The organism is Streptomyces sp. NPDC044003, assembly GCF_056435185.1.
Genome location: NZ_JBWKFA010000016.1, coordinates 42301 through 54551 on the forward strand (window position 1 = coordinate 42301; position 12251 = coordinate 54551).

General features: G+C 71.0%; 10 protein-coding genes. 8 read left to right on the forward strand and 2 right to left on the reverse strand.

The annotated features are described in order from the left end of the window. Positions 1–80: 80 nt before the first annotated feature. From AC07AW_RS37895 to AC07AW_RS37920, 6 genes are all read left to right on the forward strand, one after another. Positions 81–1352: a polysaccharide deacetylase family protein gene (locus AC07AW_RS37895; RefSeq protein ID WP_478820068.1), complete on the forward strand. Its 1272-nt coding sequence runs from the start codon at positions 81–83 to the stop codon at positions 1350–1352. Between the two features lie 77 nt (positions 1353–1429). Then, a complete protein-coding gene (locus tag AC07AW_RS37900; protein ID WP_478819998.1) occupies positions 1430–2047 on the forward strand; it encodes a TlpA family protein disulfide reductase in 618 nt (205 codons plus the stop codon). Positions 2048–2051: 4 nt separating this feature from the next. Continuing rightward, a complete protein-coding gene (locus tag AC07AW_RS37905; RefSeq protein ID WP_478819999.1) occupies positions 2052–2789 on the forward strand; it encodes a cytochrome c biogenesis CcdA family protein in 738 nt (245 codons plus the stop codon). 5 nt (positions 2790–2794) lie between these two features. Next, a complete protein-coding gene (gene resB, locus AC07AW_RS37910; protein WP_478820000.1) occupies positions 2795–4495 on the forward strand; it encodes a cytochrome c biogenesis protein ResB in 1701 nt (566 codons plus the stop codon). Positions 4496–4533: 38 nt separating this feature from the next. After that, positions 4534–5571, forward strand: coding sequence for a c-type cytochrome biogenesis protein CcsB (gene ccsB / locus AC07AW_RS37915; RefSeq protein ID WP_478820069.1), 1038 nt, complete (start codon positions 4534–4536; stop codon positions 5569–5571). Positions 5572–5619: 48 nt separating this feature from the next. Then, positions 5620–6153, forward strand: coding sequence for an SRPBCC domain-containing protein (locus AC07AW_RS37920; protein WP_478820001.1), 534 nt, complete (start codon positions 5620–5622; stop codon positions 6151–6153). A gap of 4 nt (positions 6154–6157) precedes the next feature. Here AC07AW_RS37920 and AC07AW_RS37925 read toward each other — a convergent pair whose 3' ends face one another. Further along, positions 6158–7705, reverse strand: a complete 1548-nt coding sequence (locus AC07AW_RS37925; protein ID WP_478820002.1) for an ABC transporter substrate-binding protein — start codon at positions 7703–7705, stop codon at positions 6158–6160. A gap of 4 nt (positions 7706–7709) precedes the next feature. Continuing rightward, positions 7710–9773: a hypothetical protein gene (locus AC07AW_RS37930; RefSeq protein WP_478820003.1), complete on the reverse strand. Its 2064-nt coding sequence runs from the start codon at positions 9771–9773 to the stop codon at positions 7710–7712. Positions 9774–10124: 351 nt separating this feature from the next. Here AC07AW_RS37930 and AC07AW_RS37935 point away from each other — a divergent pair, with 351 nt between their 5' ends. Together AC07AW_RS37935 and AC07AW_RS37940 are read left to right on the forward strand one after the other, a co-directional pair. Beyond that, complete coding sequence (locus tag AC07AW_RS37935) at positions 10125–11003, forward strand: hypothetical protein (RefSeq protein WP_478820004.1); 879 nt, start codon at positions 10125–10127, stop codon at positions 11001–11003. Positions 11004–11050: 47 nt separating this feature from the next. Further along, a partial coding sequence (locus AC07AW_RS37940) for an NlpC/P60 family protein (protein WP_478820005.1) occupies positions 11051–12251 on the forward strand: 1201 nt, incomplete at its 3' end.

Consider the following 12251-nt stretch of genomic DNA (forward strand, 5'->3'; position numbering starts at 1 on the left):
CCTCCCGACATCTCACTCATTGTCGGTTTGGATGACGTTTCGGGTTATACGTCAGCGCGAATGGGGATGGCATGCGCGGGATCAGCGGGATCAGTCGAAGGGGGCTGCTCGGGGCGGGCGTTGGGGCCGCCGCGGCGATGGGGCTCGCCGCATGCAGTACCCCTGATCGGGACAAGCCGGGACGTTCTGGACCCGGCAAGGGGGGTGACGTCTCGGCGGACCCGGGCACGCCCACCCCGACCAAGGACGACGCCCGGCTCATCGGTGACGGTTCCACAGCCGACACCGGCAAGCAGCCGCACCAGCCCGACACCCCCGTCCCGCTCGAACCCGGCCAGACCCCGCCCCAGTTCGTGATCTTCTCCTGGGACGGCGCCGGCGAGGTCGGCAACGGCCTCTTCCCGCGCTTCCTCGAACTCGCCAAGAACAACGACGCGGCGATGACCTTCTTCCTCTCCGGGATCTACCTCCTCCCCGAGTCCAAGAAGGACCTCTACCGCCCGCCGAACAACCGCGTCGGCGCCTCCGACATCGGCTACCTCACCGACGGGCACATCAAGGAGACCCTGAAGTACGTCCGGCAGGCCTGGCTCGAAGGCCACGAGATCGGCACCCACTTCAACGGGCACTTCTGCGGCGGCTCCGGCTCCGTCGGCAACTGGACCCCGGCCCAGTGGCAGAGCGAGATCGACCAGGCGACGAAGTTCGTCACCGAGTGGAAGACCAACAGCGGCTGGACCGACCTCGACCCGCTGCCCTTCGACTACTCCAAGGAGCTCGTCGGCGGCCGCACCCCCTGCCTCCTCGGCCAGGACAACCTGCTCCCCACCGCCAAGCGCCTCGGCTGGCGCTACGACGCCAGCTCGCCCGGCGGCCGCCAGATGTGGCCCACCAAGCGCCAGGGCATCTGGGACCTGCCGCTGCAGGCCGTGCCGTTCCCCGGGCACTCCTTCGAGGTCCTCTCCATGGACTACAACATGCTCGCCAACCAGTCGAAGAACACGACCAAGGGCATGCCCTCGCGCTATCCGGGCTGGCGCAAGCAGGCGGCCGAGGCGTACCTTTCCGGCTTCACGCGCGCGTACGAGTCGAATCGCGCGCCTTTCTTCGTCGGCAACCACTTCGAGCAGTGGAACGGCGGCATCTACATGGACGCCGTCGAAGAGGCGCTCAAGGGAATGGCCGGAAAGAAGGACGTACGGCTCGTCTCCTTCAAGCAGTTCGTCGACTGGCTCGACGTCCAGGACCCGCGGATTCTCGACAAGCTGCGCAGTCTGGAAGTCGGTCAGCGGCCGGCCGGCGGATGGAATGAGTTCCTCAAGGTCGGCGCCTCGCCGACCCCCACCGCTTAGGCGATCTTGACAAGGGGCTTTACGGGCACGTAGGGGGGTGCCCAAGATCCCCCAAACGCCCATGCGAAACTTTTCACATGAGCCTTAGCCGTGCCCCTCGACGCACCCGGCGCACCCTGGTCGCCGTCGGAATGCTGTCCGCCGCCGCCCTCACGCTGTCGGCCTGCGGCGGCGACGACAACGGCAAGTCCGGCGGCGGTGGCCAGACCAACTTCGTGACCAACACGGGTGGCATCTCCACCGCCGCCCAGGGCAAGCGGGCGGCCACCGGAAAGCTCGCGGGCGAGACCCTCGACGGCAAGCAGCTCGACGTCGCCGACCTCAAGGGCAAGGTCGTCGTCCTCAACGCCTGGGGCTCCTGGTGCAGCCCCTGCCGCGCCGAGGCCCCCCACTTCGCGAAGGTCGCCAAGGACCTCAAGGGCAAGGGCGTCGAGTTCGTCGGCCTCAACACGCGCGACCCCAACAAGCAGCCGGCGATCGCCTTCGAAGAGGACTACGGGATTCCCTACCCGAGCCTCTACGACCCGCAGGGCAAGCTGATCCTCTTCGGCTTCCCCAAGGGCACCCTCAGCCTCCAGGGCATCCCCTCCACCGTCGTCCTCGACAAGGAGGGGAAGATCGCCGCCCGTTCCCTCATGGCGCTCGACGAGGAGAAGCTCCGGTCGATGATCGAGCCTCTCCTCAAGGAGAAGTGAGCCCGTGAACGAGACGGTCACCAGCGGAGCCCTGCTGCTCGCCCTGCCCCTCGCGGTGCTCGGCGGCCTCGTCTCCTTCTTCTCGCCGTGCGTGCTCCCGCTCGTGCCCGGCTACCTGTCGTACGTGACGGGGGTCACCGGCACCGACCTCGCCGAGAGCCGCCGCGGCCGGATGACCGCCGGTGCCGTCCTGTTCGTCCTCGGCTTCACCGCCGTGTTCGTCTCCGGCGGCGCGCTCTTCGGCTACTTCGGGTCGACGCTCCAGGAGTACCGCGAGACGCTCACCACGGTCCTCGGCGTGCTCATGATCCTCATGGGCGTGTTCTTCATGGGCCTGATGCCCTGGTTCACCCAGCGGGAGTTCCGCTTCCACAAGAAGCCCGTCGCCGGACTCGTCGGCGCCCCGCTCCTCGGCGCGCTCTTCGGCATCGGCTGGACCCCGTGCATCGGCCCGACCCTCGCCTCCGTCAACGCCCTCGCCCTGGAGCAGGCCAGCGCCGGACGCGGGGCGATCCTCGCCTTCGCGTACTGCCTCGGCCTCGGCGTACCGTTCGTGCTCGCCGCCATCGCCTTCCGCAAGGCGCTCGGCGCGTTCGGCTGGGTGAAGAAGCACTATGTGTGGGTCATGCGGATCGGCGGCGGCATGATGCTCGTCACCGGTGTGCTGCTCCTGACGGGCGCGTGGGACAGCATGGTGGCCACGATGCAGGGCTGGTCCAGCGGTTTCACGGTGGGGATCTGAGTTCCATGAGCAAGACCGATACGACGGAGCAGCAGGAGAACCTCGGCAGCGCCGGGGCCCAGCTGTCCACCGCCCCCCAGGAGGACACCGCCGTCGGCGGCCCCACCCTCGGGGTCGTCGGCTGGATCCGCTGGTTCTGGCGGCAGCTGACCTCGATGCGGGTCGCGCTGATCCTGCTGTTCATGCTCTCCCTGGGTGCCGTCCCGGGCTCTCTCATCCCGCAGACCAGCGCGGACGAGCTGAAGGTGCGGGCCTTCAAGGACGCCCACGAGACGCTCACCCCGCTGTACGAGAAGCTCCAGTTCTTCGACGTCTACAGCTCGGTGTGGTTCTCCGCGATCTACATCCTGCTGTTCGTCTCCCTCATCGGCTGCATCCTGCCGCGCACCTGGCAGTTCGTCGGCCAGCTCCGCAGCCGCCCGCCGGGCGCCCCCCGGCGCCTCGACCGGCTCCCCGCGTACACCACCTGGCGCACCGAGGCCGAGCCCGAGCAGGTCCACGAGGCCGCGCTCGCCCTCCTCAAGGGGCGCCGCTTCCGCGCGAACCCCGCCGGGAACGCCGTCGCCGCCGAGAAGGGCTACCTCCGTGAGGCCGGGAACCTGGCCTTCCACGTCGCCCTGATCGTGATGCTCGTCGCCTTCGCCTGGGGCCAGCTCTTCAAGTCCGAGGGCGGCAAGCTGATCGTCGAGGGCGACGGCTTCTCCAACACGCTCACCCAGTACGACGACTTCAAGTCCGGCTCCCAGTTCGGCACCGACGAACTGGAGCCGTTCAGCTTCAAGCTGGAGTCCTTCAACGGCACGTACGAGAAGAACGGCCCCCAGCGCGGCACCCCGCGCACCTTCGAGGCGGCCGTCAACTACTCGCAGGGCGGCGCCGACAAGAAGGCGGTCATCCGGGTCAACGAGCCGCTGAAGGTGGGCGATTCCAAGGTCTATCTGATCGCCCACGGGTACGCGCCCGTCGTCACCGTCAAGGACGGCCGCGGCAAGACCGTCTTCCACGGCGCGGTGCCGCTGCTGCCGATCGACAACAACATCACGTCGACCGGCGCGATCAAGGTCATGGACGGCTACCGCGACAAGAACGGCAAGAAGGAGCAGCTGGGCTTCCAGGCCTTCTTCGTGCCGACGTTCGCGGGCGAGGGCAGGGGCACGATGTTCTCGCAGTTCCCGGCACTCGACTTCCCGGTCATGGCACTCACCGGCTACCACGGCGACCTGCGGGTGAACTCCGGTCTGCCGCAGAACGTGTACCAGCTCGACACCACCAAGATGAAGCAGTTCGCCGTCACGGGCGGTACCGGCAAGGCCAACCGCCTCCTGCCCGGCGAGACCATGCCGCTCCCCGACGGTGCCGGCTCGATCACCTTCGAGAAGGACATCAAGGAGTGGGCGAGCTTCCAGATCTCGCAGCAGCCCGGCAACGGGCTCGCCCTCACGGGCGCGATCGCCGCGATCGCCGGCCTGACCGGTTCGCTCTTCATCCAGCGCCGCCGGGTCTGGGTCCGGGCCGTGCGCGGTGAGGACGGCGTGACCGTCGTCGAGATGGCCGGGCTCGGCCGGAGCGAGTCCGCCAAGCTGCCGGAGGAGCTGGGTGACCTCGCCCTCGCCCTCACGGCACAGGCCCCGCCGACGGCCTCAGTACCGGAACCCGCGGAAGAACCCGCAGAAGACCCTGCCCCTTCTGGAGAGGCCGACAAGTGATCCTCGCCGCCACGACGACCAACGAGAGCCTGGCGCAGATGAGCGACCTGCTCGTCTACTCCTCGATGGCCGTCTACACCCTGGCCTTCTTCGCCCACATCGCCGAGTGGGTGCTCGGCAGCCGCAGCAAGGTCGGCCGCACGGCCGCCGCGCTCACCCAGCAGGCCCCGGCCGCCGCCGTGACCGTGCAGGTCAAGCAGGCCGGCGGCACCGCCGTCCTCGACAAGCCGAAGGTCGTCACCCGCTCCTCGGCCGGCACCCGTGACGTGCCGGACGGTCCCGGCGCGGCCGGCGGCACGGTCAAGGGCGATCTGTACGGCCGTATCGCCGTCTCGCTCACCGTCCTCGCCTTCGCGATCGAGGCGGCGGGCGTGGTCAGCCGGGCGCTCTCCGTGCAGCGGGCCCCCTGGGGCAACATGTACGAGTTCTCCACCACCTTCTCGACGGTGGCGGTCGGCGCGTACCTCGGCTTCCTCCTCGCGAAGAAGAACGTCCGCTGGATCGGCCTCCCGCTGGTCACCACCGTCCTGCTCGACCTGGGCATGGCCGTCACCTGGCTGAAGACCCCCAGCGACCAGCTGGTCCCGGCGCTCGACTCGTACTGGCTGTGGATCCACGTCTCCACCGCGATCTTCTGCGGCGCGGTGTTCTACATCGGCGCGGTCGCGACCCTGCTGTACCTGTTCCGCGACTCGTACGAGAACAAGCTCGCGACCGGCGGGAACCCCGGCTCCTTCGCCCGCTCCGTCCTGGAGCGGCTGCCCGCCGCGGCCTCGCTCGACAAGTTCGCCTACCGGGTCAACGCGGCCGTCTTCCCGCTCTGGACCTTCACGATCATCGCCGGCGCGATCTGGGCCGGCGACGCGTGGGGCCGCTACTGGGGCTGGGACGCCAAGGAGGTCTGGTCCTTCATCACCTGGGTCGGTTACGCGGCGTACCTGCACGCGCGCGCGACGGCCGGGTGGAAGGGGCGGAAGGCCGCGTACATCGCGCTCATCGCCTTCGCCTGCTTCCTCTTCAACTACTACGGCGTCAACATCTTCGTCAGCAGCAAGCACTCGTACGCGGGCGTCTGAGCCGGTCCTGCGCTGGCACCGGGCCTGTCCCGGGGTGACGCTGGAGGTATGAGCGAGATCCCCCGGGGCAGGAGCGAGACCCACGACGGCGACGCGCACCTGCTGCGGTTCGTGGTGGACCTTCCGCATCCGGTACCGATGGTCTGGGCGGCCGTCGCCTCGCCCGAGGGCATGCCGGGCTGGCTCTGCGAGGCGGATCCGCTGGAGCCGCGGCTCGGCGGGAAGGTCACCCTCCGCTGGCTGAACAGTGACACCGAGGTCTCGGGGCGGGTGACCGCCTGGGACCCCGACGTGGTGGCCGAGTACACGGTCGATCCGGCGACGCACGGACGGATGCGGTTCCATCTGGAACCGGGGTCCGGCGGCGGCGGGTCGACCGTGCTGCGTTTCACGAACGAGTTCCGTGGGTCGTCGGAGTACCGGCTGGACTGTCTCGCCGGGTGGCACGACCACTTCGAGCGGCTCGCCGCGGCGCTTTCCGGTCACCCCACGGACTGGCGGGACTGGACTCCTGAGCGCTGGCGGCACCTGCGGGAGCTGTACGAGCGCGACGAGGAGCCCTGGCCCAAGTGGGAGCCGTAGGCACTCACCCCCGCTTCGGCGGCAGGCACGTGTCCGTCGGGGGTCTGCCCTCCGGCCAGGCCATCTGGACGAAGCGCTGGGTGCCGTCCTGGGTCAGTTCCACGATCGGGACCGCCTTGTTGTACGGGTTTCCGTAGTTGTCCAGGCAGATCCAGCCGCTCGCGCCCTGCACCCGCAGTGAGCCCTTGACCTGCGGCCACTGCGTGCCGACGTCCTCCTTCGACGGGTAGGGCGCGCCCTCCGGGGTGGCCTGGCGGATCGCGTGGACCGCCGTCGCCATCGCGTCGTACGCGATGATCGCCTGGCCGTCCGCGAGCGCCACCGGCCGGTCCTTCGGGGCGGCCTTCGCGATGTCCCGCACGAAGTCCGCGTACGCCTGCTCGGAGCCGCCCGTCCGGGGGACCGTCCGACCGGGCGCCGGCTTCCAGGCGTCGGGGTGGGCGAGCGCCGCGTACCGCACGGTCAGCCTGCCCTTGAGGGCCTTCCGGTCGAGTTTCGCGTCCGCGCCCAGGTACGAGCCCTCGTCGCCGGTGAGGACGGTGAAGGCGCGGTCGACGCAGCCGCGGTCGCCGAGCGCGTTGATGAACTGGCGCAGCTGGGTGTGGCGGCCCGCGAAGAAGACGGTCTCGGCGCGGGTGTCGCAGATCAGGTGGGTGATGTTGGTGAAGGTGTTGGCGGTCGTGCCCTCCTGGGTGGAGTCGGGGGCGGAGGTGAACTCCTGCGGCTCCAGGGGTGCGTTCTTGAGGGACGCGGCGAAGGCGGCCTTCAGGGTGTCGACGTAGTGGTCGCCGCTGCGGGTGTCCTGGACGAGGAGCGCCTTCGCCGCGTCGACCCGGCCGAAGTGGGCGAGCGCCTTGGCCTCGTCGCCGTTGGTGGGGGAGACGCGGGCGAGGCCGGGGTAGGGCTTGCGGCCGGGGCCGTTGGCGATGTCGTCGGCGGTGATGGTGGTGCCGACGACGGCGACCTCGGCGGCGGTGAGGGCGGTGACGGCCTCGCGCATCTCGGTGGAGGAGGTGGCGATGCCGGAGACGGCCCGCAGCCGTTCGGGGCCGTCGGCCATGGCGACGAGCTGGTCGACGGTGGTGCGCCAGTGGGCGTTGCCCTGGCCGGTGTTGGCGAGGACGAGGCGGATGGTGGGCCGCCGGCCGTTGGATTCCTGGTTGGCCCGGCGCTGGTAGGCGTACGCGCCCTGGACCTCGTGCAGGACCTTGATCCGCATGCCGGCGTCGGTGGAGGTCAGGGGGAGGAGGACGGCGACGGTGACGTACTCGCCGTCCTTCAGCGTGGCGTTCTCGGCGCGGATGGTCTCGGCGATGTCCTTGAGGTCGGCGAAGCCGAAGTCGTGGCCGGTGCCGTTGACTCCGACGCATTCCGCGCTGTCGGCGGGGCGGGCCACCCCGGGGGCGCAGGAACGGTTTTCCGGCTGGGTGAGCCGGGCGAAGCCGTAACCGCCGAGGCCGAGGACGACGGCGGCGGTGACGAGGGAGGCGACGAGCTTCTGGCGGGGGGTGCGGACCCGCCGGCGCAGCCGGATGGTGAAGGGGTCGGGCATGGCGTCAGACTCCGTTCTCACGGGCCGGCGGCAGCGACAGCTCCCGCCAGGCACGGATGTCGCGCGGCCACTGGCCCGCCGCGTCCCAGAGTGAACCGCTGCCCGTCAGATGGCGGCCGGAGAGCCTGCGCAGTTCGTGCGCGAGCAGGTCGGCGACCTCGTCGTCGGGCAGTGCGAGCGGGTCGGTGAGCAGCCATACGGCGTGCAGCAGGCGCCGTACGGAGAGGTGGAGCGCGGTGGTGTCGGGGTCGAGGCCGTCGGGGAGGGCGCCGGCCGGCTCCTCGCCGAGGGCGACCGCGCGGCGCGGGTCGGGGCCCGGCCGGTTCCGCTCGCGGGGGTAGGGGGCGGCGGCGATGAACCGGAGCCGGCCGAGCCAGCCGAGGACGTCCTGCCCGGGGAAGGTCTCCCGCAGGTGTGTGACGGCCTCCTCGGCGCGGCCGAGGGCGAGCGCGTGGTGGAGGCGGTACGGGCCGGGGGCCGGTCCGTAGTGCCGGTAGAGCGTCTCGTGGACGGCGTGCCAGGCGGCGTACCGCGGATGGTCGCCGTCCTCGAAGCGGAGCCGGTACAGGAGCAGGGCGCGCAGCAGCGGGTCGGCGACGAAGTGGGCGGGGCCCTCGCCCCAGTCCTCGGCGCGCAGCTGGTCGCGGACCCGCAGGGCCACGTCCCCGTCCAGGGACTCGGCCTGGAGCCGGGCGTGGGCGAGCATCCGGGCGGACTCCTCGTCGTGGGTCGCGGCGAGGACGGCGTACGGTCCCGGTCGGCGCACCGGCAGGAGTTCGGCGAGGAGCGTGGGGGCGACGGGCACCGGCGGGGCGTCCTCGCGCAGCTCCACGGTGAGGTCGAGGAGCCCGCCCGGGGTGAGGCCGGCCCGCTGCGCGGCGGGGGTCTGGCGGACGGCCCGGCCGAGGAGGGCCACACCGAGGGGACGCCCGCCGGTCAGCCGGTGGACGGAGCGGGCGAGTTCGGCGGGGGTGCGGCCCGCCGGGTCGTGCTGGTCGAAGGCGGACCGGGTCTGGGCGGGGGAGAGCGGGGTCAGCTCGACGGCGAGGATGCCGGAGCCGACGCTCGTCCCGCGCGGGCAGGGCGCCCGGTGCGCGGTCTCCGGCACCTTGGTGCGGGTGGCCTGGCGCAGGCCCTCGTGGTCGCGGACCCGGGAGCCGGCGAGGACGACGACCTTGTCGCGGCGGCCCTCGGCGGCGCGGGCGCGCAGGATCGGCTCGACGAGCTGCCGGCCGAGCGGCTCGTGGGCGTTGTCGAGGAGGAGCAGGGGCCGGCCGACGCGGCTGCCGCGGCGGAGCCCGGTGTAGGCGGTCAGCAGGTCCTCGGTGAGGGCGCCGACGAGGAAGGCCTCGGCCTCGCCGCGCCGTCTGCCGCCCTGCTCGAAGTCGACGGCGAGCTGCTGGAGTCCGGCCTTGGCGCGCCCGCCGGCGTTGCGGTAGCTGCCGTACCAGTTCTCGGCCTTGTGCTGGAACTTGCCGAACACCTCCTCCAGAACGGTCTCCACGGTCGCCTCGGCGAGCAGCCCGGCGAGCGGGGCGGCGGCGTCGGCGAAGGTGGCGGCGAGCTTGGCGAGGACCTTGCCGACCCAGTTGGCGGCGGCGCCGCGGGCCGCGTCGACGGTGGCGAGGAGCGGCCCGAGCCGCTGGAGGTCGCGCCGGGCCCGCTCGTCGTCCTCCTGGGACCAGCCGAGCGCGGCGACCGCGACCAGGCCGAGTGAGAGCCGGGGGAACCGTACGGGCCGGGCGCCGATCACCTTCGGCGACAGCTGCACGGCCAGCTCGGAGAGGGCGCCGGTGACCGGGGTCCAGCCGGGGCCGTGGTCGGCGGGCGGTTCGATGTGGCCGCAGTCGAGGAGCGCGAGCGGGGTGTAGCCCTTGTAGCGGTTGCGGACCTCCTTGAGCAGGGCGGTCTTCCCCATGCCGCGCCCGCCGGTGAAGACCGTGACCGGCGGGTCGTCCCCGTGCTCGTACGCGACGCGCGCGGCCCCCTTGGCGGTGAGCCCGACGAGCCGGGCGACGAGCCCGCCGTCGTCCAGCACCGCCTCGCGGCCGTACAACTCCCTTTCCACGTCCCGTCGCCCCCTGCTCCCCCACGAGATGTGCCCCTTCACATCGTCAAGTTCAGGATATCTACCGGGTGTTGGTGTCGCTCAATCATTCGGGAGGGGGTTTGCGGGCGGGCCTTCCGGCGGGGCGTGGGGACGGAAGGGGTCATGGCCCGTTGGGTCCAGCGGAAAGCTCTTCCGAGGGGGGTCGGGGCTCGGCAAGATAGTGATCACCGCCGGGGGGACCGGGCGGAACGGACGGGGGCCGGGAGGCCGCCGGACGTCGGTCGGGCCACCTGGTCCGCCCGATCCATCTGATCCACCCGTTTCGTCAGATCCACCTGATCCGCGCACCCACCTGACCGGAGTTCTGTCATGTCTATGTCAAGGAAGCGCCGCTCCCGCAACGCCGTCCTCGCCGGCACGGGCCTCCTCGCGGCCCTCGCCGTCTACGGCGTGAGCCAGCAGGCCAGCGCCTCCGCGACCGACACCGACGCCCAGGCTCCGGTACCGACCGCCGCCGCCCCGGCCGCCCCCACGGCCACGTCGCCGACAGCGGCCCCGACCGCGGCCCCGACGAAGGCCCAGGCCCCGACGAAGGCCCCGGCCCCGTCCCGTACGGCCGGCGCCCCGGCCCGCGCCACCGCCCCGGCCACCGGGCCCACCGGCGGGACGACCGGGAAGCCCGCCACCGCACCCGCCGCCCCCGCCCCGATCAAGCCCGCCGAACTCCCGGACAGCGACCGCCAGCAGTGGAAGCCCATGGGCGAGGTCAAGGCCCTCCCCCTCGGCGGCACCTTCCAGCTCAACGAGTGCGTCAGCCTCACGCAGGCCACCGCCTGGCACCAGCAGGGCTTCCTCGGCTCGACCCGCGACATCATCGCCGTCCAGGACACCCTCACCTTCCCCGACGAGGCCACGGCCGCCGCCGCGTACCGCACGACCGTCGGGGCCATGAAGGACTGCCAGGCGACCAGCCGGGAGCTCCAGAAGAAGTACGACCTGCCCCAGGACGCCACCGTCCGGCAGACCGCCACCACCGAGAACGGCACCTCCTGGCAGCGCCGCTGGACCGGCGTCCAGGGCCTGTCCTCCCCCGGCGACCAGGCGAACCACGTCTACGCCGTCCAGCGGGGCAACGTCCTCGCGCTCCTCCACTACGACGAGGTGGCCTCCGCGTCCGCCGCCCCGTCCTACGACTTCCGAGGCGACACCGCCGTCCTGCGGACCCTCGGCGCACAGCTCGACAAGTGATCCCGAGCGGATCAGCCCCCTCTTCACCCACCTCACAGGAGACAGCCATGTCCATCCAGCGTTCCGTCGTCCGCGCCGCCGCCACCCTCGCCGTCGCCGGTCTCGCCGGCACCGCCGCCGTCGCGACCCCCGCCCAGGCCGCCGCGCCCGCCATGACCACGACCCTCGCGGCCGCCACGGTCTCGTCCTCGACGGCCGGTGGCTACATCACCAGAAGCGAGATCATCGAGCGCGCCAAGTACTGGCTCGGCAAGAACCTCACGTACAACCAGGGCGGCTCGTACCCCGACTCCGACGGCAAGTACTACCGCACGGACTGCTCCGGCTACGTGTCGATGGCCTGGCACCTGACCACCAGCCTCAACACCGTCGGCATCGGCGACAGCGCCGACACGTACGAGATCTCCCGCAGTCAGCTGAAGGCCGGTGACGTCCTCAACAGCTACTACGACCACGTCATCCTCTTCGACAAGTGGGACGACGCCGCGCACACCACGTTCTCGTACTACAGCTTCGGCTCGACCCCGGTGAAGCACATCACCGGCATGTCCATCAACGCCTCCACCATCGACGGCCACCCCAACGGCGACTACAAGGCGCTCCGTTACAAGAAGGCCATCGACGGCGGCACCGACGGCATCGGCATGTGGGACCCGTCCAACCACTACTTCCACCTGCGCAACGCCGCGAACGCGGGCGGCAACGACGCGGGTGACTTCGTCTTCGGCGCCACGGGCATGGTCCCGCTCTCCGGCGACTGGGACGGCATCGGCACCGACGGCGTCGGCATGTACGACCCCTCGAACCACATGTTCTACCTGCGCAACTCGGCCAACGCCGGCGGCAACAGCTACGAGGTCAACTTCGGCAGCATCGGCGACATCCCGGTCATGGGCGACTGGGACGGCAACGGCACGGTCACCGTCGGCGTGTGGCGCCCCTCGAACCACACCTTCTACCTGAAGAACTCCAACACCAGCGGTGTGGCGGACAAGTCCTTCGTCTACGGCGACGACGGCATGATCCCGCTGGCCGGCGACTGGGACGGCGTCGGGGCGGACGGCATCGGCATGTACGACCCCGCCACCCGCAAGGTCTACCTGCGCAACGCCACCAGCGCGGGCGGCAACGACTTCGAGTTCGTCTACGGGACCTTCGGCCACAAGCCGGTCGTGGGCGACTTCGACGGCGACGGCAAGGACACGGTCGCGGTGTGGATGCCGAGCAGCCACGTCTTCTCGATCAACA

Bases quoted from the DNA above. Each gene is read 5' to 3' on its own strand.
- AC07AW_RS37920 (WP_478820001.1), top strand. From the start codon at position 5,620: ATGAGCGAGATCCCCCGGGGCAGGAGCGAGACCCACGACGGCGACGCG.
- resB (WP_478820000.1), top strand. From the start codon at position 2,795: ATGAGCAAGACCGATACGACGGAGCAGCAGGAGAACCTCGGCAGCGCC.
- AC07AW_RS37935 (WP_478820004.1), top strand. From the start codon at position 10,125: ATGTCTATGTCAAGGAAGCGCCGCTCCCGCAACGCCGTCCTCGCCGGC.
- ccsB (WP_478820069.1), top strand. From the start codon at position 4,534: ATGAGCGACCTGCTCGTCTACTCCTCGATGGCCGTCTACACCCTGGCC.
- AC07AW_RS37925 (WP_478820002.1), bottom strand. From the start codon at position 7,705: ATGCCCGACCCCTTCACCATCCGGCTGCGCCGGCGGGTCCGCACCCCC.
- AC07AW_RS37900 (WP_478819998.1), top strand. From the start codon at position 1,430: ATGAGCCTTAGCCGTGCCCCTCGACGCACCCGGCGCACCCTGGTCGCC.